22 protein-coding genes and 1 pseudogene are annotated in these 20756 nt (G+C 69.9%); 15 read left to right on the top strand and 8 right to left on the bottom strand.

The genetic code is table 11. From position 1 onward, the window contains the following. Positions 1 to 1068: 1068 nt before the first annotated feature. Positions 1069 to 1521 carry an Lrp/AsnC family transcriptional regulator gene (locus V5E28_RS42600; protein WP_336215704.1) on the bottom strand — a complete coding sequence of 151 codons (453 nt, stop codon included), beginning with the start codon at positions 1519 to 1521 and terminating at the stop codon, positions 1069 to 1071. A 127-nt stretch (positions 1522 to 1648) separates the two neighbouring features. Between V5E28_RS42600 and V5E28_RS42605 the strand changes: the two genes are divergently transcribed. After that, on the top strand, positions 1649 to 2536 hold the full coding sequence (locus V5E28_RS42605) for a phenylalanine 4-monooxygenase (RefSeq protein WP_336215705.1): 888 nt from the start codon (positions 1649 to 1651) through the stop codon (positions 2534 to 2536). 33 nt (positions 2537 to 2569) lie between these two features. After that, positions 2570 to 3688, top strand: a complete 1119-nt coding sequence (locus V5E28_RS42610; protein WP_336215706.1) for a serine hydrolase — start codon at positions 2570 to 2572, stop codon at positions 3686 to 3688. On the opposite strand, the gene V5E28_RS42615 is transcribed toward V5E28_RS42610, so the two are convergent. Both V5E28_RS42615 and V5E28_RS42620 read right to left on the bottom strand, forming a co-directional pair. Beyond that, positions 3657 to 4220 carry a response regulator transcription factor gene (locus V5E28_RS42615; RefSeq protein WP_336215707.1) on the bottom strand — a complete coding sequence of 188 codons (564 nt, stop codon included), beginning with the start codon at positions 4218 to 4220 and terminating at the stop codon, positions 3657 to 3659. The two genes, V5E28_RS42610 and V5E28_RS42615, sit on opposite strands and share 32 nt — an antisense overlap. Beyond that, positions 4220 to 4807, bottom strand: a pseudogene (locus tag V5E28_RS42620) (phosphate ABC transporter ATP-binding protein); the annotation flags it as partial. The pseudogene V5E28_RS42620 and the gene V5E28_RS42615, both read right to left, overlap by 1 nt. A 23-nt stretch (positions 4808 to 4830) precedes the next feature. On the opposite strand from V5E28_RS42620, the gene V5E28_RS42625 reads away from it, so the two are divergent. Beyond that, the gene (locus V5E28_RS42625) at positions 4831 to 5313 is read left to right on the top strand and encodes a low molecular weight protein-tyrosine-phosphatase (protein ID WP_336215708.1); all 483 of its coding nucleotides are present in this window, start codon (positions 4831 to 4833) and stop codon (positions 5311 to 5313) included. Continuing rightward, positions 5300 to 6085: a fructosamine kinase family protein gene (locus V5E28_RS42630; RefSeq protein ID WP_336215709.1), complete on the top strand. Its 786-nt coding sequence runs from the start codon at positions 5300 to 5302 to the stop codon at positions 6083 to 6085. Before V5E28_RS42625 ends, V5E28_RS42630 begins: the two co-directional genes overlap by 14 nt. Positions 6086 to 6089: 4 nt before the next feature. Here the strand turns inward: V5E28_RS42630 and hisN are convergent, their stop codons facing one another. Next, positions 6090 to 6878, bottom strand: a complete 789-nt coding sequence (hisN, locus tag V5E28_RS42635; RefSeq protein WP_336215711.1) for a histidinol-phosphatase — start codon at positions 6876 to 6878, stop codon at positions 6090 to 6092. 91 nt (positions 6879 to 6969) lie between these two features. Between hisN and V5E28_RS42640 the strand changes: the two genes are divergently transcribed. Then, positions 6970 to 7425, top strand: a complete 456-nt coding sequence (locus V5E28_RS42640; protein WP_442945963.1) for a DUF4442 domain-containing protein — start codon at positions 6970 to 6972, stop codon at positions 7423 to 7425. Positions 7426 to 7434: 9 nt separating this feature from the next. Here the strand turns inward: V5E28_RS42640 and rsgA are convergent, their stop codons facing one another. After that, complete coding sequence (gene rsgA / locus V5E28_RS42645) at positions 7435 to 8517, bottom strand: ribosome small subunit-dependent GTPase A (RefSeq protein ID WP_336215714.1); 1083 nt, start codon at positions 8515 to 8517, stop codon at positions 7435 to 7437. After that, positions 8507 to 9796, bottom strand: coding sequence for a 3-phosphoshikimate 1-carboxyvinyltransferase (gene aroA, locus V5E28_RS42650; RefSeq protein ID WP_336215716.1), 1290 nt, complete (start codon positions 9794 to 9796; stop codon positions 8507 to 8509). Before aroA ends, rsgA begins: the two co-directional genes overlap by 11 nt. 111 nt (positions 9797 to 9907) lie before the next feature. Here aroA and V5E28_RS42655 point away from each other — a divergent pair, with 111 nt between their 5' ends. After that, the gene (locus V5E28_RS42655; protein WP_336215718.1) at positions 9908 to 10654 is read left to right on the top strand and encodes an SOS response-associated peptidase; all 747 of its coding nucleotides are present in this window, start codon (positions 9908 to 9910) and stop codon (positions 10652 to 10654) included. Positions 10655 to 10807: 153 nt separating this feature from the next. Next, a complete protein-coding gene (locus V5E28_RS42660; RefSeq protein ID WP_336215720.1) occupies positions 10808 to 11140 on the top strand; it encodes a TraR/DksA family transcriptional regulator in 333 nt (110 codons plus the stop codon). 1 nt (position 11141) lies between these two features. On the opposite strand, the gene V5E28_RS42665 is transcribed toward V5E28_RS42660, so the two are convergent. After that, positions 11142 to 11885: a class I SAM-dependent methyltransferase gene (locus tag V5E28_RS42665; RefSeq protein ID WP_336215721.1), complete on the bottom strand. Its 744-nt coding sequence runs from the start codon at positions 11883 to 11885 to the stop codon at positions 11142 to 11144. 233 nt (positions 11886 to 12118) lie between these two features. On the opposite strand from V5E28_RS42665, the gene V5E28_RS42670 reads away from it, so the two are divergent. The 7 genes from V5E28_RS42670 to V5E28_RS42700 all read left to right on the top strand — a co-directional run bounded on the left by V5E28_RS42670 (position 12119) and on the right by V5E28_RS42700 (position 18547). Further along, positions 12119 to 12724 (top strand): sigma-70 family RNA polymerase sigma factor, encoded by a 606-nt coding sequence (locus V5E28_RS42670; RefSeq protein ID WP_336215723.1) that lies wholly within the window; start codon positions 12119 to 12121, stop codon positions 12722 to 12724. Then, positions 12721 to 12987: a mycothiol system anti-sigma-R factor gene (gene rsrA, locus V5E28_RS42675; RefSeq protein ID WP_336215724.1), complete on the top strand. Its 267-nt coding sequence runs from the start codon at positions 12721 to 12723 to the stop codon at positions 12985 to 12987. Before V5E28_RS42670 ends, rsrA begins: the two co-directional genes overlap by 4 nt. Before the next feature lie 9 nt (positions 12988 to 12996). Beyond that, on the top strand, positions 12997 to 13941 hold the full coding sequence (locus V5E28_RS42680; protein WP_336215726.1) for an NAD-dependent epimerase/dehydratase family protein: 945 nt from the start codon (positions 12997 to 12999) through the stop codon (positions 13939 to 13941). Between the two features lie 212 nt (positions 13942 to 14153). After that, the gene (locus V5E28_RS42685) at positions 14154 to 15509 is read left to right on the top strand and encodes an HD-GYP domain-containing protein (protein WP_336215727.1); all 1356 of its coding nucleotides are present in this window, start codon (positions 14154 to 14156) and stop codon (positions 15507 to 15509) included. Next, a complete protein-coding gene (locus tag V5E28_RS42690; RefSeq protein WP_336215729.1) occupies positions 15506 to 16765 on the top strand; it encodes an HD-GYP domain-containing protein in 1260 nt (419 codons plus the stop codon). The genes V5E28_RS42685 and V5E28_RS42690 overlap by 4 nt, the downstream gene beginning before the upstream one ends. 148 nt (positions 16766 to 16913) lie before the next feature. Continuing rightward, entirely contained in the window at positions 16914 to 18302 is a 1389-nt protein-coding gene (locus V5E28_RS42695) for an acetyl-CoA carboxylase biotin carboxylase subunit (protein WP_336215730.1), read from the top strand. A 32-nt stretch (positions 18303 to 18334) separates the two neighbouring features. Beyond that, entirely contained in the window at positions 18335 to 18547 is a 213-nt protein-coding gene (locus V5E28_RS42700) for a biotin/lipoyl-binding carrier protein (protein ID WP_336215732.1), read from the top strand. Here V5E28_RS42700 and V5E28_RS42705 read toward each other — a convergent pair. Further along, positions 18537 to 18917, bottom strand: a complete 381-nt coding sequence (locus V5E28_RS42705; protein ID WP_336215734.1) for a thioesterase family protein — start codon at positions 18915 to 18917, stop codon at positions 18537 to 18539. The two genes, V5E28_RS42700 and V5E28_RS42705, sit on opposite strands and share 11 nt — an antisense overlap. 270 nt (positions 18918 to 19187) lie before the next feature. Between V5E28_RS42705 and V5E28_RS42710 the strand changes: the two genes are divergently transcribed. Next, positions 19188 to 20750: a serine/threonine-protein kinase gene (locus V5E28_RS42710; RefSeq protein ID WP_336215736.1), complete on the top strand. Its 1563-nt coding sequence runs from the start codon at positions 19188 to 19190 to the stop codon at positions 20748 to 20750. Positions 20751 to 20756 lie beyond the last annotated feature (6 nt).

The raw sequence follows: 20756 nt of genomic DNA on the forward strand, positions 1-20756 counted from the left end.
GCTGGACACGGGTTTGGTGCCGGCTACTGCGGGCCTTTCGCGCCCACGTTTTGCTGCAGCTTTATTGGGGGTTTCCCGCGTCACCGCGGGGAGCCCCCTTTTTTGCGTTCCGGGCCGGGAAGCCGTCCGTTTTTCCGTTGCGCCGGGCGCAGCTGAGCCTTTTGCGTCGGCGTTGTGCTGCCGGTGCTGTGAGGGTTCGTGGGTCACTGCGGGGAGCCCTTTCGTGTGTGGGGGCCCGGGGGGAAGTCTGTTTCCGAGCTCGTATATCGGTATTGCCGCGTGGGGTCAGCGGGGTCAGCCGGAACCGACGGGTACGGCTGTATCGGGAGGAGCCACGGGTTTCCCCGTGTTCCGAATCGAGGACGTCGGCTTACGGCAAGTCCGCTGGCCTTGCGTGCACCGAGGCCGGTACTAGGCCGGCTGCCCGATAGGCACGGCCCATGTGGCCGCCGACGAGGCTGGGCGATGCTGCAGCTTGGACGCCGGCCCAGGTCGCCGACGGTGGAGTGCTGCTCTCGTGTGTGTGACGACCGCGTGAAAGCTGCCCCATGGGCATCGATGGGGGCCAAGAGTCGAGTGTCGTCGACATCGTGCGCCTCTGCTGCGAAGCAGGCGCGAACGCCGGTCACTGTTCATCCGGCTCGCGCCTGTCGATGAATGCTCACCCATCAGCTCAGATTGCCGGCCTGATCACGTCGGACGGAGTTGGCTAGCATCGTGAATATGGACGAGCCGCAGCCCGTTACCCTGCCTCACGGTGGCAACCTCACCTGTGACACATGCCGGAGTGAGCTCTTCGAAAGTTATCGGTGGAAGTTACAGACCACTGGGATGACATTCATGGGCTTTGACTGGGCCAATCGTGATGCGACCTGCTTCGTCTGCACCACCTGCCGCCGCATCCATTGGTTCCATTTGTGATCAGAGGCGGACCCGCCGGCAAGCTGTGCTCGGCGGGGCCGTTTGGGACCCTCGCCGGTGCTGCATCGCCGGCGATGGTGCCGGCAAGAGGCTCCAGCGGCTGCCGATCACCGTTGCTCCGATGGCCGCGATGGGTTGGAGGTCGTGTCAGCGGGCCTGGAGCAGGGGCTCGATGCGGTAGGGGATCTGGGTCGAGAGCGCGACCGTGGTGTCGGTGCGTTGCACCGCCGGAGACGTCAGGATATGGGCGATGATCTCCTGCAGGTGCTCGGTGCTCTTGGCGACCACGCGGCAGAGCAGGTCGTGCTGGCCGCTGGTGCCGTGCACCTCCAAGATCTGAGGTACGGTGCGCAGCCCCTCCACGGCTTCGGCCAGTCGCCCCTGGGCGATCTGGAGCCATACGAACGCCAGTATGGGGTGGCCGGCGTGTGCGGGCGACACCGCTGGGCCGAAGTCCTCGATCACGCCGCGGGACATGAGCTTGTCCACGCGGGCCTGGACGGTGCCGCGGGCCACGCCCAGGAGCCGGGCGAGCTCGGTGAGGCCGATGCGGGGGTGGGCGCGCATGGTGACGAGCAACCGGGCGTCGAGCTCGTCCACGGCTGCCTCCTCGAAGACTGTGCGATTCGACTAGAAATGTCGGCGTAGGTCGTACTGAATGCAGCGTATCGCGCAGTGAAACTGCGCGCTCTTGCCAGGGATGACGTGAGTTGCTGTCATTTGGTGCATGTTCGAGGAAGCGCAGTACTTCGCCCCGATCGCTACCCAGGACGATGGGTCGGTGGTGGTCGAGTTGGCCACGTCTCATCCGGGTTTCGCGGATCCGGTGTATCGGGCACGGCGGAACGCGATCGCGGGGCTGGCCGTCAACCATCGGCGCGGGACCCCCATCCCCGTCGCCGAGTACATCGAGCAGGAGCACGAGGTCTGGGCGCTGGTGACCAGGGAGCTGGCCGCCAAGCACGCCACCTATGCGACCGCCGAATACCTCGACGGCGTCGCCAGGCTCGGGCTGCCGCGTACGCGCATCCCGCAGCTCCAGGAGGTCGGCGAGTTGCTGGAGCCGCTGACCGGGTTCCGGTATCTGCCTGCCGCGGGGCTGGTGCCGCTGCGGGACTTCTACGAGGTCCTGGCCGACGGGTACTTCCACTCGACGCAGTACATCCGCCACCATTCCGTGCCGTTCTACACGCCGGAGCCCGACGTGGTGCACGAGGTCATCGGGCACGCCAACGCGCTGGCCAGCGACCGTTACGCCGCGCTCTACCGCCTGGCCGGGGACGCCGCGCGCCGGGTGCGGGGCGAGGAGGCGCTGGAGTTCGTGTCCAAGGTGTTCTGGTTCACGCTGGAGTTCGGAGTGATGCAGGAGGGCGGCGAGCTCAAGGCGTACGGGGCGGGCATCCTGTCCTCGTACGGGGAGATCGAGGAGTTCCGGGGGATGGACATCCGGCCGCTGGATCTGGCCGCGATGGGGACGACTCACTACGACATCACGAAATATCAGGACGTTCTGTTCAGGGCTGACTCGCTCCAGCACCTGGAGGACGTTGTGGGAGACTTCTGGGCCACCTGCGACGACGACTCGATCGCCAAACTTCTCGCCACGATTCCCTAGCGATGTGTCGCGAATTTTCGTGATAATTCACGAATGATCGCGGGCCGGGGGCGCGCGTTACGAATGATCATCATGGCGCTCGCCCTGCTGCTGTTCCTCGCCGTGTCGACGCTGGGCGCGCACTCCACCGCCTCCCGGACCTGGGTTTCAGCCCAGGCCGAGGCGGCCAGGGTGGTGGGGATCAGCGACGAGGGGCTCGGCCCGCCGGCCACCGCGGCGTATCCAAGGAGTGCCGCGCCCGACAAAGTCGCTCCCGGGGGTATCTGGTCCCACAACACTGTCCGCCCCAAGGAGGGGACCTGGTCCCTGACGGCCGTCCCGTGGGCCGTGCTGACCCGGGAGGCTGCCTTCCGGATCGTCCCATCCGTTGCGGCCGCTCCTCAGCTCGTCAGCTTCGAGCAGACCGCTTCACGGATCTCCTCCAATGAGATCACCAAGCGCCTCGACCGCTATCTGGCAGGCCGGGCCGGGCCGGTCACCGCCATGGTCGAGGATCTGACGACCGGCCGCCGATACCGTTACCACCCCGACGGGCGGATGATCACCGCCAGCACCGCCAAGGCCCAGATTCTCATGGCCCTCCTTCTGGACACCCCCTGGAGCAAGCTCTCCGCGAACGTCAAGCGTGACGCCGAGCTGATGATCCGCTTCAGCGACAACCACGCCGCCGACCGGCTCTGGCTGCGCATCGGCGGCGCTCCCGGCTTCACCGCGGCGGGCAGGAAGCTGGGTCTGCGCCACACCCAGGGCGTCTCCGGCAACTGCGTGGATCTCTATTGCTGGGGCATCACCAGGACGTCCGCACAGGACCAGATCCGGCTCATGCGGGCGCTGGTGTCGCCCGGCGGCCCGCTGTCCGCCAAGGACCGCAAGCGCGTGCTCGGGCTCATGGGGAGGATCGTCGACGGCCAGAACTGGGGTGTCAGTGCCGCGAGGTGCCCTGGCGAGCGCGTGGCGCTGAAGAACGGCTGGCTGAAGCGGGTGTCCAACAAGCGCTGGGCCGTCGTGAGCGTCGGGCTGGTCCGCGGCGACGGCCGTGACTACGCGATCGCGGTGCTGACCGAGGGCAGCGCCGAGGTGGCGACGGGCATAGCGACCGTCGAGGGCATCGCCGAGCGCATTATGCGTTCGTTCCGGAAATGCCCGGCGTGACCAGCCGGTAGCCGACGCCGCGTACGGTCTGGATGAGCTGGTCGTCGTCGTCGCCCAGCCTCGCCCGCAGCCGCTTGACGTGCACCGAGATCGTGTTGGTCGAGGTGCTGGACGCCGCCTGCCACACGTGGCGCATGATCTGCTCGCGGGTCACGGTGCGGTCCGCGTTGCGCATCAGGTAGAGCAGCAGCTCGAACTCGCGCAGTGGAAGGTGCACGATCCGTCCGTCCACCCGCACCTGGTAGGCGTGCAGATCCAGCTCCACCTCGCCCACGGCCAGCACCTTGCGCGACTCGGGGGAGGCCGCGTCGATGACCGGCAGCGTCGCCGAGACGAGCACCACATCAGGTTGCAGGGCACCGGCCTGGAGCAGGCCCTGCGCGCCGTCTGCGGCGCCTGTGACGGCCACGCCCTCGCGTTCGAGGGCGGCGGCCACGTCCTGTACGACCGCCGTGTCCGGGTCGGCGATGAGGAGCACGGGTTTCGTTCTCGTCTCTCCGTTCATCGTGGTCGCCACCTGCTGGCCGATCATCAGCCGAAGCGCCCGGTGATGTAGTCCTCGGTTGCTTTCTGTGAGGGATTGGTGAACATGCGGGAGGTCTCGTCCATCTCGACGACCTTGCCGGGCTTGCCCTGCTCGGCGAGGTTGAAGAAGGCGGTCCTGTCGCTGACCCGGGCGGCCTGCTGCATGTTGTGCGTGACGATGACGATGGTGAACTCGTCCTTGAGCTTGGCCATCAGGTCCTCGATGGCCAGGGTGGAGATCGGGTCGAGCGCCGAGCACGGCTCGTCCATCAGCAGCACCTGCGGCCTGACCGCGATGGCCCGGGCGATGCAGAGGCGCTGCTGCTGGCCGCCCGACAGGCCGGCGCCGGGCTTGCTGAGCCGGTCCTTCACCTCGTTCCAGAGGTTGGCGCCCTTGAGCGACTCCTCGACGACGCCGTCGAGCTGGGACTTGGCGACCCGGCCGTTCAGCCGGAGGCCCGCCGCCACGTTCTCGTAGATCGACATGGTCGGGAACGGGTTGGGGCGCTGGAACACCATGCCGATCATGCGGCGCACGGAGACGGGCTCGACGGTGGGGGCGTAGAGGTCCTCGCCGTCGAGCATGAACACCCCTGGTCGGCCTCATGATGGAAGGCATGAGCTCAGTGACGTACCGCGTATGTGTCGTGTGCATGGGGAACATCTGCCGCTCGCCCATGGCCGAGATGGTGCTCCGCAAGGTGCTGGCCGATCACGGGATGGCCGAGCGGGTGATCGTGGAGAGCGCCGGCACCGGCGGCTGGCATGCCGGCGGGCCGATGGACGAGCGGGCCGCGCGCATCCTGGCCGCGCACGGCTATGACGGCGCCGAGCACAGCGCCAGGCAGTTCACCGCCGACTGGTTCGACCGCTACGACCTGGTGCTGGCCATGGACCGCGACAACCAGGCGTTCCTGCGCCGGCTGGCGCCCGCCGACGTGGAGGTGCGGCTGTTTCGCTCCTTCGACCCCGACGCGCCCCCCGGCGCCGAGGTGCCCGACCCCTACTACGGCGGCGACGAGGGCTTCGAAGAGGTGCTCGAGCTGGTCGAGGTCGCCGCTGAGGGCGTGGCCGAGCACATAGCCGATGAGATTCACTGAGGAGCTCGGCACGTCCCACGGCCGGCGGCTGCGGCGGGGCGTGCTCGACGACGGGCGCGAGGTCTTCGCCAAGACGGGGGCCGGCTCCCCGGTGTTCGCCTCCGAGGCCAAAGGGCTGCGGTGGCTGGGCGAGGCGATCACCGTGCCGGAGGTGATCGAGGTCGCCGACGACCGGCTCGTGCTGTCGTGGGTGGGCGAGGAGCCGCCCACCGCCGCCGCGGCCGAACGCTTCGGGCGCGACCTGGCCCGCCTGCACGGTGCCGGGGCGCCCGCCTTCGGCGCGCCCTGGCCCGGCTTCATCGCCGAGCTGCCGATGGACAACGCGCCCGCCGATGACTGGCCCGCCTTCTACGCCTCCCGCCGCGTCCTGCCCTTCGTACGGCGCTCGCGGCTGCCTTCATCGGATGTTCACCTGATCGAGCGGGCCGTCGCGCGGTTCGGTGAGGTGGCGGGGGAGCCGGAGCCGCCCGCGCGCATCCACGGTGACCTGTGGAGCGGCAACCTGCTCTGGTCCGGCGGCACCGGTGTGCTCGTCGACCCGGCGGCGCACGGCGGTCATCGCGAGACCGACCTGGCCATGCTGGCCCTCTTCGGGGCGCCGCACCTCGACCGGATCCTGGGCGCCTATCGGGAGGAGGCGCCGCTCGCGGACGGCTGGCGCGAGCGCGTACCGCTCCACCAGTTGCACCCGCTGCTCGTGCACGTGGTGCTCTTCGGCGGCGCCTACCGTGACAGCCTGATCGCCGCGGCGGCCCGGGTGCTGGAGCTCTGAGAGGTCAGCCGTTGCCGTTGAGGCGCCTGAGCACCTCGTCGTGCAGGATGCCGTTGGTGCAGACCAGGCTGCCGCCCTCCATGCTGTCGACGCCCGCGAGATCGGTCCAGACGCCGCCGGCCTCCTGCACGATCACCGTGAGCGCGGCCATGTCCCACGGCGACAGCTCGGGCTCGGCCGACAGGTCCACCGAGCCCTCGGCCACCATCATGTGCGACCAGAAGTCCCCGTACGCCCTGGTGCGCCAGCACGCGCGGCCGAGGTCGAGGAAGTTGTCCAGGCGTCCGGTCTTCTCCCAGCCGCCGAAGCTGGAGTAGGAGAAGGAGGCGTCTTCCAGGGCGGAGACCGACGACACCCGCATCCGGGTCGCCTTGGTCAGGCTCCTGCCGGTCCAGGCGCCGCCTTCGGAGGCCGCCCACCAGCGCCGTCCCAGCGCCGGGGCCGACACCACGCCGACGACGACCTTGCCGTACTCCATCAGCGCGATCAGCGTCGCCCACACGGGCACGCCGCGCACGTAGTTCTTGGTGCCGTCGATGGGGTCGATCACCCACGACCTGGCGCCCCAGCCGGTCTTGCCGAACTCCTCGCCCACGACCGCGTCGCGTGGCCTGGCGCGGCGCAGCGTCCCTCGGATCGCCTCCTCCACCGCCCGGTCGGCATCGCTGACCGGCGTCAAGTCCGGCTTGGTCTCGACCTTGAGGTCGACCGCCTTGAACCGCCGCATGGTCAGATCATCGGCGGCGTCCGCCATGACATGCGCGAGGCGTAGATCATCGGTGTAACCCTGCACGAACAGTCACGCTACCGTGCCTGGTGTGCCGAACATCAGTCAACCGGCCCGCCTTTTCTGGTAAGTCCGCTTCCGGTTACTCGTGAGTAGCATGTGTGCCATGTCTCTAGACGCCGGCGACCTCCTCCTCCAGACGGTGCCCTTCGCCCGCACCCTCGGCATCACCTTCGACTCGGCCGGCGACGGCCGCGCCACCTGCCGCATGCCCGACCGCGCGGATCTGCACAACCACGTGGCGGGGCCGCACGCAGGCGCCCTGTTCACCTTGGCGGAGTCGGCCTCCGGCGCCGCGATGCTCTCGGCCTTCGGCGACCAGCTCAGCCGTGCGGTGCCGCTGGCCACCGCGTCCACCATCCGCTACCGCAAGCTCGCCATGGGCGAGGTGACCGCGGAGGCGCGCCTGCTGGCCGCCCGCGAGGACGTGGTGGCGCGGCTGGACGCGGGTGAGCGGCCGGAGTTCGACGTGGAGGTGGCGGTCAAGAACGCCGACGGCGAGCTGGTCGCGAACCTCACCGTCGGCTGGACCCTGCGCCCCAACCGGCCCTGATCTCCCGGGTCAGTCGTCTGGAGTGCCTTCGCGGCCGGCCAGGAGGCGGCGCAGGGACTCCAGGCGGGTGGGGTCGGCGTGGCCCTGCGCCACCCAGTCGTCGAGGGCGCACTCGGCGGCCAGGTGGGTGCACCCCTTGGGGCAGTGCACGGTGCCTTCGATCAGGTCGGGGAAGCCCGCCAGGACGGTCTCCACCGACACGTGCGCCAGGCCGAAGCTGCGCACGCCCGGCGTGTCGATGATCCACCCGCCCTCGGGCAGAGCCAGCGCCACAGCCGAGGTGGAGGTGTGGCGGCCGCGCCCGGTGACGGCGTTGACCTGCGCCACGGCGCGGTTGGCGTCCGGGACCAGGGCGTTGACCAGGGTCGACTTGCCGACGCCCGAGTGGCCGACCATGACGCTGATCCGGCCGGCGAGGTGGCCGCGGAGCTCGTCGAGAGAGCCGCCCTTGTGGACGACGACGTGCTCGACGCCGAGCGGCTCGTAGAGCGCCACGAGGTCGTTCGGCGGGGCGAGGTCCGCCTTGGTGAGGCAGAGCAGGGCATCGATCTCGGCGTCGAAGGCGGCGACCAGGATCCGGTCGATCATGCGGGGCCGGGGGGGTGGGTCGGCCAGGGCGGCCACGATGACCAACTGGTCGGCGTTGGCCACGATGGGACGCTCGATGCCGTCGGTGTCGTCGGTGTCGTCGGCGGATCGGCGCAGCATCGACGTGCGCGGCTCCACCCGGACGACCCTGGCCAGGCGGTCGGGCTCCCCGGAGACGTCGCCGACCAGGGCGACGCGGTCGCCCACCACGACACCCTTGCGGCCCAGCTCGCGCGCCTTCATGGCGACCACCAGACGAGGCTGCTGCTGCTTGCGCTTGGCGGCGGAGCCCTTGGGGCGCTCGGGCTCGACCAGTGTGGTGTAGCGGCCGCGGTCGACCGCCACCACGAACCCCTCCACGGCGTCCTCGTGCGCAGGACGGATGCGGGTCCGCGGCCTGGAGCCCTTGCCCGGCCTGACCCGTACGTCGTCCTCGTCGTACTCCCGCTTTCTCAGCGGTCCGCTCCCATGAACTCGAACCCCTGACCGGCGATCATCGGGCATCCAGCATCGACGTCCACATCTCCACGAACTCCGGAAGGGTTTTACCCGTCGTCGCGATGTTCTCCACCTCTATGCCGGGAACCGCCAGGCCGATCACCGCTCCGGCCGTGGCCATGCGGTGGTCGGCGTAGCTGTGGAAGGTGCCGCCGTGCAGCGGCCGCGGCCGGATGATCAGGCCGTCGCCGGTCTCCTCCGCGTCGCCGCCGAGGCGGTTGATCTCGGTGACGAGCGCGGCCAGCCGGTTGGTCTCGTGGCCGCGCAGATGGGCGACGCCGCGGATCCGGCTCGGCGACCCGGCCAGGGCCGCCAGCGCGGCGATCGTCGGCGTCAGCTCGCCCACCTCGCGCAGGTCGGTGTCGATCCCGGCGATCTCGCCGTTTCCTGTGACGGTGAGCTCGGCCGTGCCGTCATCGCCGGTGGCCATGCCGACCACGGCGCCCATGTCGGCGAGCAGGGCGCGCAGGGCGTCGCCCGGCTGGGTGGTCTCCAGCGGCCAGCCCGGGACGGTGACCGTGCCGCCCGCCACTATGGCCGCGGCGAGGAACGGCGCGGCGTTGGACAGGTCGGGCTCCACGACCCACTCCCTGGCGGCGACGGGCCCGGGCTCCACATGCCAGACGTCCGGCTCGGAGTCGTCGACCCGTACCCCCGCCGCGCGGAGCATGTGGACGGTCATCGTGATGTGCGGCTGCGACGGCACGGGCGGCCCCACGTGGCGGATCGTGACGCCCTTGTCGAAGCGGGCGGCCGTCAGGAGCAGACCGGAGACGAACTGCGAGGAGGACGAGGCGTCCAGCGTCACCTCCCCGCCGGTGAGCGGGCCGTGGACGGTGAACGGCAGGGCGTCGCCGTCCACCCGGGCTCCCAGGGCGCGCAGGGCGTCGAGGATCGGGCCCATCGGGCGCTTGCGGGCATGCGGGTCGCCGTCGAAGGAGACGGGGCCGTCGGCCAGGGCGGCCATCGGCGGGACGAAGCGCATCACCGTGCCGGCCAGGCCCGCGTCGATGGCGGCGCCGCCGCGGATCGGGCCAGGCGTCACCTGCCAGTCGACGCCGGAGGCGGTCTCGGCGCCCGCGGTGAGGGTGGCGCCGAGGTCGCGCAGCGCCGCGACCATCAGATCGGCGTCACGGCTGCGCAGCGCCCGGCGTACGGTCCCCGGACCGTCGGCGAGCGCGGCGAGCACCAGCGCGCGGTTGGTCACCGACTTGGAGCCGGGCAGCGAGACGGACGCCGCGACCGGTGCGGCGGCGACGGGGGCGGGCCAGTGCGCGTTGGGCATGGTCGAAGTTTACTGGCCCGGCCGTGGCACGGCCCCGGACGCGCGTCACGACTGAGGAAGTCCTCCGGGCTCGCACACGCATGCGAAAGTCGTACGTGGCAGTGTGGACGCATGTGCGGTAGATACGCGTCGGCGCGCGACAAGCACCAGCTGCTCGAGGAGTTCCAGGTGGAGCTCGACGGCGATCCGGACGAAGAGCTCCGGCCCGACTACAACGTGGCGCCGACCAAGAACGTCTACGCCGTGCTCAGCCGCGTCCCCAAGGACGCCGAGCGGGCGGTGCGGCAGTTGCGGATCGTCAAGTGGGGACTGGTGCCCGCCTGGGCGAAGGATCCGTCGGTCGGCTCACGGATGATCAACGCCAGGATCGAGACGGTGGCGGAGAAGCCGTCCTATCGCCAGGCGTTCGCCAAGCGGCGCTGCCTGCTGCCGGCCGACGGCTACTTCGAGTGGATGCCGGTCGAGGGCGACAAGAAGAAGAAGCAGCCGTACTTCATCCATCCGGAGGACGGCGGCGTGCTGGCCATGGCGGGACTGTACGAGTTCTGGAAGGACCCGGGGCGCGCCGACGACGACCCGCTGAAGTGGCTGGTGACCTGCACGGTGATCACCACCGACGCGGAGGACGATCTGGGGCGCATCCACGACCGGATGCCGATGATGATCGAGCAGGAGCGGTGGGCCGAGTGGCTCGATCCGAAACTCACCGACCCGAAGCAGGCGTCGGGGCTGCTGGTGCCCGCGCAGTCCGGCCGGCTGACCGCGCATCCTGTCAGCACGGATGTCAACAACGTGCGCAACAATGGCCCGGAGCTCATCGAGCCATTGCCTCCGGAGGAGGAAAGCGCCCTTTTGTAAAGGTGTAAGAAGCACGCTAAGTGGGCATTCGGTGAGGAAAGCGATGCATCCGTTTACTCGGAGTCACCGCCACACAATGCCCCCAATTGCACCGGGCGGGATTTCCGGGGATTCTCGCCGCGGGTTGCCCTCATTTCCCGGAGGTGCGGATTCGTGGACGTCACGACCGCTCGTGAGCGGCTGGAAGGCATGCTCTCGGAGCTGGACCGATCGATCGGAGTGCTGCAGGGAGACCCCGTGGCGATTCGTGACCGGTCGGCGGCCGACGCGGGCTCCGACCTTACGGACGCCGACCGCGCCCAGGCCATGCTGACCGTGGCGACCACCCAGCGCCGGGCCGTGATCGACGCGCTCAAGCGCGTGGACGAAGGGACCTACGGCCGGTGCGTCGACTGCGACAAGCCCGTGCCCGAGGGCCGGTTGGAGGCCCGCCCCGAGGCGGCCCGCTGCGTGCAGTGCCAGGGCAAGCGGGAGCGGCGCCGCTAGCTCACGCGGGGCTCTTGCGGGCACTGGCCACCAGATGGATGCCGACCGTGTCGTCGTCGTCCGGATGCGCCTCCAGCTCGGTGCGGACCAGATAGGACATCGTCCGGGTGTCGGAGCCGAGCACGTGATCGACCGTCGAGGGTGACAGCACCGTGCGCGGGCGCATCCACTCCACCTCCAGCCCGGCGCCCATCAGCAGCTCGCGCAACTGCCCGCTGCTGAAGCAACGCGTGATGCTGCCGTCGGGCCACGGCACCAGCATGACCTCGCCCGTCTGCCGCAGGTGCTGCCACTGGCCCTGCTCGGCCAGGATCGCCATGCCGAGCACCAGCGAGTCGACGCACACCAGGGCCCGGCCGCCCGGCTTGAGCACCCGGGCCACGTCCGCCATGGCCGACTCCGCCATCAGCTCGATCGACATCGCCCGCTCCTCGGCGACCACCGCGTCCACGCTCTCGTCAGGCAGGAACGACAGGTCGTCGGCGCGCACGTGGCGGACCAGATCGGCGTCGCGCAACCGGCTCGCCTCGGCGGTGCGGCGGAAGTCGAGCACCTCGATGACCCGGTGCCCGGCCCTGGCCGCCTGGCCGGACCAGCGCCCGCGGCCACCGGACAGGTCGAGGATCACGGCGGGCTGGTCGGGGAGCCACCTGCTGAGCTGTTCGGCGACGACGGCGCGATAGAAGGTCCAGTACGGCCCCAGCGTCCCTGAGCCGTTGAGTTCCTCGGCCGGAATGGGCAGCACACGCGACTCCTGGGTTCCGGAAAATGGCTACCAGCCGGTACGTATGGTTTTCCCCGCACCGGGTTGTTCGTCACCTTCTATCTTGCGGGAACAGACGAAGGTGCGGGCGTGTTGCGACGAGCATGCTCACATTGCTCGAACCCCTCCCCAGTGACCGGTCGGTCGCTGACAAGCGGGTATTCTCCCCTGAGTACGGTGTCCCGCCACAGCCGGCCACCGGTGATCTTAGGGGGGTGGGTCCGGTGCCCGCGACAGGCGCGGAGACTCTGGAGCAGCGGAGCGAGCGATTCGAGCGCGACGTCATGCCGTATCTCGAACAGCTTTACTCGGCGGCGCTCCGGATGACCCGGAACCCCGCTGACGCGGAGGACCTGCTCCAGGAGACCTTCGCCAAGGCGTTCGCGTCGTTCCACCAGTTCCAGGAAGGCACCAACCTCAAGGCCTGGCTCTACCGGATCCTGACGAACACCTTCATCAACAGCTATCGCAAGAAGCAGCGTGAGCCCAAGCAGTCCGGCACCGAGGAGATCGAGGACTGGCAGCTCGCGCGGGCGGAGTCCCACACCTCGAGCGGGCTGAAGTCCGCCGAGGTCGAGGCGCTGGAGCACCTGCCCGACGGTGACGTCAAGCACGCACTCGCGGCCCTGCCCGAGGAGTTCAGGATCGCGGTCTACCTCGCCGACGTCGAGGGCTTCCCGTACAAGGAGATCGCCGACATCATGGGGACTCCCATCGGCACCGTGATGTCGAGGCTGCACCGTGGGCGCAGGCAGCTGCGAGGCCTTCTCGAGGACTACGCTCGCGAGCGTGGCCTGGTCCCAACGGAGGGATCGAAATGAGCTGTGGCAACCCGCACGACACCGACTGTCGCGAGGTGCTGGACAAGGTCTACGCCTATCTCGACGGCGAGCTGACCGGGCACGACGTGATGGACATCCGCGTCCATCTCGAGGAGTGCAGCCCCTGCCTGCAGGAGTACGACCTGGACAAGGCGATCAAGCAGCTGGTGGCCAAGAAGTGCGGCTGCGACCCCGTCCCGGACGACCTGCGCTCCAAGGTGCTGGCGCGCATCGCGCAGGTGAGGTCGGAGCTTTCCGACTAGGATCTCCCCATGCGCGTGCTTGTCACCGGGGGTGCCGGCTTCATCGGATCGAATCTCGTCGACCGCCTGCTCGCTGACGGGCACGAGGTCGCCGCGGTGGACGACCTGTCCTCGGGGAGTCGCGACAACCTGGCGGGAGCCGCGCTGAGCGACCGGTTCACCCTGCACGAGCTGGACATCCGCGATCCCGCGCTCGTCCGGCTGGCCGCCGAGTTCCGGCCCGAGGTCGTCTGCCATCTCGCCGCGCAGATCAGCGTGCGCAAGAGCGTGGCGGACCCGGTGCACGACGCCAGGATCAATGTCGAGGGCACCGCCGCGACGCTGGTCGCCGCTCGCGAGGGCAGCGCGCGCAAGGTGGTGTTCGCCTCCTCCGTCGCGGTCTACGGCAGGCCCGCCACGATTCCGGTGCCGGGCGACGCCGCCACCGACCCGAGGTCCCCTTACGCGGCCTCCAAGCTGAGCGGCGAGACGTACCTGGCCATGTTCCGCGCCCTGCACGGGATCGAGTTCACCACGCTGGTCCTGTCCAACGTCTACGGCCCGCGCCAGTCGCCCGAGGGCGAGGCGGGGGTGGTCTCGATCTTCACCGACGCGCTGCTCGCCGGCACCCCGACGGTCCTCTACGGCGACGGCACGCAGACCCGCGACTACGTCTACGTCGACGACGTCGTCGACGGCTTCGCCCGGGCGTGCGGAGCCGAGGGCAACGGCCGCAGGTTCAACCTCGGCACCGGCATCCAGACCACCGACCGCAGGCTCCACTCGCTGATCGCCGACGCGGCGGGGGCGCCCGACAAGCCCGGCTTCGCGCAGCCGCGACCGGGCGACCTGCCGGCGATGGCGGTCGACCCGGTGCCTGCTTACGAAGGGCTCGGCTGGGAGCCGCGCACCGATCTGGGCACCGGCGTGAAGCTCACCGCCGAGTGGGCCAGGACTCGTCGCGTAGTCAGTTGATTACGCTTTGCTTGCGATTCTCGGCTCCGCCCATGTGAGACGGCCTTCTTCTGTAGCGTGAGCCCAGAAGTAGACGTGGAGGCGGATGTTGAAGGCTACGATCGCCCGGCTGTTCACGGTCGCCGTGCTCATCACCCCTGTGGTCCTGGTGATGGCGGGCGGAGCCGCGCCGCCCGGGGTTTCCTGGACCTGAGCGCTCGTGGGGGGCCGCAATGCGTGATCTGCCGTGGCCCGCGAGGGTCTACCTGCTCGCCGTCATCGGCGCGGCGGCCGCCCTCATCGGGCGCAGTCTGATCACTTCCGGGAGCCTGGTGGCCCCGGAGAATCTCGATGTCCTGCTGGTGCTCGTTCTGCTGTTCCTGGTGTGCGAGTCGATGCCGACCCTGCTCAACGTGGAGCACTTCGCGGTGTCGGTCAGCTTCTCGGCGGCGCTGGCCGCGGTGGTGCTGATCGGGCCCGAAGGGGCGGCGCTGGTGGGTCTCACCGCCGTGCTGAGCGTGCGGCCGGGGCTGCCGCTGATCAAGCGGGTGTTCAACGGCGCGCAGTTCGCCATCTGCGGCTACGCGGCCGGCGGCGTCTACGTCTGGCTCGGCGGCGCCATCGGCGTCCCCAGGGTCAACGCCTTCGACGACCTCATCGGCCCCTACGCCGCGGCCACCGCCGTGTTCGTGCCGCTGAACATCATGCTCACGCTCACCATGATCCGGCTGGCGACCGACGCCGGGTCCATGGAGGTGCCGCTGCGCGGCCTGACCCAGTTCCTGCTGTCCTATCTGGGCTACGGGACGTTCGGGCTGCTGGTGGCCGGGCTCTGGGCGACCGTGCAGTCCATCTCGGCCGTGCTCGTGCTGCTGCCGCTGTTCGTGGCGCGCTGGGCGTTCGGCCAGTATCACGCGCAGCAGCGCTCCTACGACGCCACCATCGCGGCGCTGTGCCAGGCGGTGGAGACCAAGGACTACTACACCAGGGGCCACTGCACCCGCGTCTCGCTCGCCTCCACCATGATCGCGCAGGAGATCGGCATGGGCATGGAGCGGCTGCGGGCCATCCGCTACGCCGGCATGCTGCACGACGTGGGCAAGCTCGGCGTGCCGACCAAGGTCCTGCAGAAGGACGGGCCGCTGACCGAGGAGGAGTTCGCCGCGATCCAGCTCCACCCGATGCGCGGGCTGGAGATCGTGCAGGGCATCGACTTCCTGGACGAGGCGTTCGCCGGGATCATGCACCATCACGAGCGCCACGACGGCAAGGGCTACCCGATGGGGCTGGCCGCGGACGAGATCCCGGAGTTCGCCAGGATCATCGCGGTGGCCGACGCGTTCGACTCGATGACCTCCGACCGCTCCTACCGTGGCGCCAGACCCGTCGAGGTGGCCGTGGATGAGCTGCGCAAGGGAGAGGGCAGCCAGTTCGACCCCGTCATGGTGACGGCCTTCGTCAGGGCGCTGGAGCGCGAGCCGTGGCAGCCGCCGCGCCGCGTCGATCCGCCGCCTCCCGAGGACGCCGACACGCTGACCAAGGACCACGACGACCCGACGATGCCCATCCAAGTGGTGACAGGACCGTGACCCGCGCCTACCAACGGCTCGACTCCGGGCAGCTGCTGCTCATCTGCGCGGCCGGGCTGGTCGCCGTGGCCGGGATCGCGCACACGTCCGCGGTGGGCCTCGACCGGCCGGAGATCGCCGTCGGGTTCGGGGCGCTCATCGCGGCCGGCGAGCTCGCCAGGCTGACGATGCCGGGCAACCGGGAGGTGGCCCCCGTCGGCGCCGCCGCGGCGCTCGGCTACACGCTGCTGCTCGACCTGAGCCAGGTCCCGCTGCGTCACTCGGCTCTCCAGGTGGTGGCGGTGATCGCCGTCGGGATGATCGCGGGCGCGCTGCCGCACCTGGCGGTCGGCCGCCCGCCGCGCCTGGACGCGATGGCCCGCCGGCTGCTCACCGGCGCCCTGCTCGCCTTCGCCTTCCGCCCGCTCGCCGACCCCCTCTACCAGGCCACGCAGGGGGAGCTGGGCACGTGGTGGCCCGCGCTCGGCGTGATGGTCGTGCTCATCAGCCTCACGCTGCTGATCGACGTCCTGATCGCCGCCATGCTCAGGGCCGAGCAGGTGCGCACCGCCTTCAGGGTGGCGGTTCGCGACGAGCTCAACGTCACCTTCCCGCTCGGGGCCGCCGTGGCGTCGTCAGGCGTGCTGCTCGCCCTGGCCACGCACAGCATGGACCTGGTGGCCCTGCTGGTCTTCGCGGCCCCGCTGCTCGTCACGCAGGTGGCCTTCCGCAAGTACGCGGGCATCCGCGCCACCTACCTGCAGACGGTCCGCGCCCTGTCTCGGGTCACCGAGGTGGGCGGCTACGTCGAGCCGGGCCACTCGCGCAGGGTGAGCCGCCTGGCGGTGGCGATCGGCAGGGAGCTGGGCATGGCCGAGCCGGAGCTGCTGGAGCTCGAGTACGCGGCCCTGATGCACGACATCGGTCAGCTCTCGCTGCGCGATCCGATTCCCGGGGGCGCGACCGTGCTGACCGACCCGGAGCAGGCCCGGCGTATCGCCGAGCTGGGCGCGGAGGTGATCAGGCAGACCGGCGTGCTCGACCGGGTCGCCGACCTGGTCAGCCGCCAGTGCGACCCGGTGGGCGAGGACCCGCCGCTGTCGAGCCGCATCATCAAGGTCGCCAACGCCTATGACGACCTGCTCGGCGGTTCGACCGACCGCGACCGTGCGGGCGCCGCCCTGGAGCGGCTCAGGCTGGGCGCCGGCACGGCGTACGAGTTCGCGGCCATCGAGGCGCTGGCCCGAGTCGCGGACCGGCCGTCGCACCGGCTCTGAGGCGCTGACCTGTAGGTCTTGTCCAGTGTCGTAGGGTGCCTGAGCGTTTCGGGAGGCTCACTTTTGTAGGGTTCCTACAGATCCGAAGGTTCGGATCGGTGGTTTAGGGGGAAGGGGCGGCGGGCTCGGCGGTCGTAGGGTTGGCGGCGTGCTTATAGAGACGCTCGGACCTGTTCTGGTCGCCAACCGGGGGGAGATCGCGCGACGGGTGGTCCGCACGGTCAAGCGGCTGGGGCTGCGCGCCATCGCCGTTCACTCCGAGGCCGACGCCGATCTGCCCTATGTCCGCGAAGCCGACCAGGCCGTGCTGATCGGGCCGGCCAGTCCCGCGCAGAGCTATCTCGATCCGGCCAAGGTGCTGGAGGCGGCCCGGGCCACGGGGGCGAAGGCGATCCATCCCGGTTACGGGTTCCTCGCGGAAAACGCCGATTTCGCCCGGGCGGTCATCGACGCCGGGCTGGTGTGGATCGGCCCGGAGCCCGAGGCCATCGACCAGATGGGCGACAAGATCAACGCGCGCAACCTGATGGAGGACGCGGGAGTCCCGGTCGCGGCCGGCACCCGCGAGCCCGTCACGGATGTCGGCCTTGCACGCGCCGCCGCCCGGGAGATCGGCTACCCCGTCATGGTCAAGACCGCCGGAGGCGGTGGCGGGATCGGGATGAGCGTCGCCCATGACGATCAGGAGTTGGGCAAGGCGTTCGAGCAGGCGTCCAGGGCGGCGCTGAGGTTCGCGGCCGCAGCCGCTGCCGGAGGCCAGGGCGACGTGCTCGCCGGACCCGGCATCCTGCTCGAGCGCTACATCGAACGCGCCCGTCACGTCGAGGTGCAGATCCTCGGACTGCCCGACGGGAGGGTCGTGGCGCTGGGCGAGCGTGACTGCTCGGTGCAGCGCCGCCACCAGAAGGTGGTGGAGGAGTCGCCGTCGCCGGGCATCACGCCCGAGCTGCGCGAGCGCATGCTCGCCGCCGCCGTACGGGCCGGCGAGGCGGTCGGCTATCTGGGGGCGGGCACGGTCGAGTGCCTGGTCGACGCCGACAAGCAGGACTTCGTGTTCCTGGAGATGAACACCAGGCTCCAGGTGGAGCACCCGGTCACCGAGCTCGTGACCGGGCTGGACCTGGTGGAGCTGCAGCTGCGCGTCGCCGCGGGGGAGAGCCCCGAGGTGAGCCCGCAGGTCAGCGGGCACGCCGTGGAGTTCCGCGTCTACGCCGAGGATCCCAAGCGCTTCTTTCCCGGCCCTGGCAAGATCACCGCATGGGAGGAGCCCTCGGGTGACGGCGTCCGCGTGGACTCAGGTTACGAATCCGGTAATACGGTCACGCCGTTCTATGATCCGCTGATGGCCAAGCTGTGCGTGCACGGCGCGACGCGTGCCGAGGCGCTGGAGAGTGCGCGCAAGGCGGTCGCCGCGTTCGTGGTCGAGGGGCCCAAGAACAACCTGCCGTTCTGTGCGGAGCTGCTGGACAACGACGAGTTCGCGACCGGCGACTATGACACGGGCCTGGTCGGGCGGATGCGCGCCAAGCGCGCATGACATTGTTGGCGCATTACCAGAGGGGAGTCGTCGTGGCTGAGGTCCGCGCTGAGATGGTGGCGAACGTGTGGAAGGTCGTCGTCAAGGAGGGCGACGAGGTCTCCGAAGGCGACACGCTGGTCATCCTCGAGTCGATGAAGATGGAGATCCCGGTGCTCGCCGAGGACGACGGTGTGGTGGCGCAGCTCAAGGTGGCCGAGGGCGACGTGATCCAGGAGGGTCACCTGATCGCGGTCATCGACTAGCGCGGGCGAGAAACCTGTCGCGGTCGACCACCATCCGCTCGATCGTGCCGCGGGCGACGAGGGAGTGCTTGTCCCTCGCCTGAAAGCCGAAGGTCAGGCGCTGGCCGTCGACTCCGGTGAGCTCGACGCCGATCTCCACGTGCGTGCCGATCGAGCTCGCGGCCAGATGTTCGAGCTCGATCCGGGTGCCGACCGAGGTCTCGCCCGGCGCCAGGACCTGGCCGAGGGCCTGGACGGTGGCCTGCTCGGCCAGCGCCAGCAGGCGCGGCGTGGCCAGCACCGGGACGTCGCCGCTGCCGATCTTCTGGGCGGTGTCCTCCACCTCGACCATGATGAGCAGCTTGGAGCGGAGACCGGGGACGAGCGTCATGGCGCAAGCCTAGTGCGGGGACCGCCGTCGCCCGCTCGCCGCGTACCCAGTACGGTGCTGTGTTCTCACACAAAACCGGGACAAGTGTGGTTCGTAGGCCACAGGATAGGGTTTATACGGCTTGTGGCTTTTGGGTGGCGTGTGAGATGTGAGGGCCGTACACTCGCGGAGTTCCGTGACCTCTGTGTTACCTCACCGCGACACAAGTCCGCTTTGTTGGAGAACCCTGGGGTGGGAGAGGTTCGAGAGGTAAAGGGGTAGCGGGGGAGCATGGTAGCCCAAGGGACGACGCTGGCGGGGCGGTATCGCCTGGATACCCGCATCGGCGCCGGTGGCATGGGCGAGGTCTGGCGTGGAGAGGATACGGTCCTCGCGCGGACGGTCGCTGTCAAGGTGCTGCTCCCCGGACGCATGCAGGACCCGGGGTTCCTCGCCCGTTTCCAGGCGGAAGCCAGGGCGATGGCGACGATCAACCACCCTGGCGTGGTCGACGTCTACGACTACGGGGTCAGCGGCGACACCGTCTACTTAGTGATGAAGTTCGTCGACGGAGAGCCGCTCGACCGGCTGCTGACCCGGCTCGGCAGGATCTCGCCGCAGCCCGCGATGGAGCTGATCGCACAGGCGGCGTCGTCGCTGCAGGCCGTCCACGACCAGGGCATCGTGCACCGCGACGTGAAGCCGGGCAACCTGCTCGTGCAGCGCGACGGCACGCTCGTCATCACCGACTTCGGGATCGCCAGATCGGATCTGGCCAACCGGCTCACCGACGCCGGCATGGTGCTCGGCACGGCCGCTTACTGCGCGCCCGAGCAGGCCGAAGGCGCGCCGGTCACGCCCGCGGTGGACATCTACGCGCTCGGCGTGGTCGCCTACGAGTGCCTGGCCGGACAGCGGCCATTCGACGGCGACAGCCCCGTCACCATCGCGCTCAAGCACATCCGCGAGGCGCCGCCGCCCCTGCCCGGCGACATCCCGCCGCCCGTGCGGGCGCTGGTGGAGCGCGCGCTGTCCAAGGACCCGGCCAGGCGCTTCCCGAGCGCCAGGGCGATGAGCGACGCGGCCCGCATGGTGGCCGCCGGCGAGGTCCCGAGGGACCTGGTCCCCCCGCCGACGACGGGCGCCACGATGGCCCCGCCGGTGGCGGCCTACCAGACGGGGGCCGTCCAGGCCGCCCCGGAGGCCACCACGGTCGCCGGGCCGCGGCAGGGCGGACGCCGTGCGGGCAAGGCGCCGCGCAGGGGCGGGCTGGTGGCGGGCCTGGCCACCGCGGTGGTGCTCGGCCTGGGCGCGGGCGCGATCGCCCTGACCAACATGAGCGCGGAGGCCCTCCCCGGCCCCGGCGCGACCGCGGACGCCAGCTCGGCGGCCCTCACCGAGCCCGCCGACACGCCGACCCCGCCAAGGAGGACCTCCAGGACGCGCACTCCCACTCCCACCCAGGAGCAGCCGGACAGGAACAGGACGTCACCGACGCCGACTCCCACTCCGACCGAGGAGGAGCCGACCGAGACCCCCTCCGCCACTCCCACCGTCAAGCCCTCGAAGACGCCGAGCCCCACCCCCAAGCCGGCCGTCAAGAGGGAGGTGCCTCAGGTGGTCGACCTGCCCTACCCGCAGGCCCGGAACCTGATCTTCCAGGCGGGGTTCAAGATCAGCGTGGATGACCAGAGCGGCAAGCTGCCCGAGTCCTGCCGCAGGGTCGGGGAGAGCTGGCCCAAGGCCGGCGAGCTGTTCGAGGTGGGCAAGGCGGTCAAGGTCGTTCTCATCCCGATCGAGCCCTGCAGCACGCCCACCCCGAGTGTGACGGTGACGACCACCGTCAAGCCCTAGCGGACC

The sequence above is a fragment of the Nonomuraea sp. LPB2021202275-12-8 genome (assembly GCF_037044575.1).
Taxonomy (GTDB): domain Bacteria; phylum Actinomycetota; class Actinomycetes; order Streptosporangiales; family Streptosporangiaceae; genus Nonomuraea.

Bases quoted from the DNA above. Each gene is read 5' to 3' on its own strand.
- V5E28_RS42605 (WP_336215705.1), top strand. From the start codon at position 1,649: ATGTTCGAGGAAGCGCAGTACTTCGCCCCGATCGCTACCCAGGACGAT.
- V5E28_RS42610 (WP_336215706.1), top strand. From the start codon at position 2,570: ATGATCGCGGGCCGGGGGCGCGCGTTACGAATGATCATCATGGCGCTC.
- V5E28_RS42615 (WP_336215707.1), bottom strand. From the start codon at position 4,220: ATGATCGGCCAGCAGGTGGCGACCACGATGAACGGAGAGACGAGAACG.
- V5E28_RS42625 (WP_336215708.1), top strand. From the start codon at position 4,831: ATGAGCTCAGTGACGTACCGCGTATGTGTCGTGTGCATGGGGAACATC.
- V5E28_RS42630 (WP_336215709.1), top strand. From the start codon at position 5,300: ATGAGATTCACTGAGGAGCTCGGCACGTCCCACGGCCGGCGGCTGCGG.
- V5E28_RS42640 (WP_442945963.1), top strand. From the start codon at position 6,970: ATGTGTGCCATGTCTCTAGACGCCGGCGACCTCCTCCTCCAGACGGTG.
- rsgA (WP_336215714.1), bottom strand. From the start codon at position 8,517: ATGCCCGATGATCGCCGGTCAGGGGTTCGAGTTCATGGGAGCGGACCG.
- aroA (WP_336215716.1), bottom strand. From the start codon at position 9,796: ATGCCCAACGCGCACTGGCCCGCCCCCGTCGCCGCCGCACCGGTCGCG.
- V5E28_RS42655 (WP_336215718.1), top strand. From the start codon at position 9,908: ATGTGCGGTAGATACGCGTCGGCGCGCGACAAGCACCAGCTGCTCGAG.
- rsrA (WP_336215724.1), top strand. From the start codon at position 12,721: ATGAGCTGTGGCAACCCGCACGACACCGACTGTCGCGAGGTGCTGGAC.
- V5E28_RS42680 (WP_336215726.1), top strand. From the start codon at position 12,997: ATGCGCGTGCTTGTCACCGGGGGTGCCGGCTTCATCGGATCGAATCTC.
- V5E28_RS42685 (WP_336215727.1), top strand. From the start codon at position 14,154: ATGCGTGATCTGCCGTGGCCCGCGAGGGTCTACCTGCTCGCCGTCATC.
- V5E28_RS42705 (WP_336215734.1), bottom strand. From the start codon at position 18,917: ATGACGCTCGTCCCCGGTCTCCGCTCCAAGCTGCTCATCATGGTCGAG.
- V5E28_RS42710 (WP_336215736.1), top strand. From the start codon at position 19,188: ATGGTAGCCCAAGGGACGACGCTGGCGGGGCGGTATCGCCTGGATACC.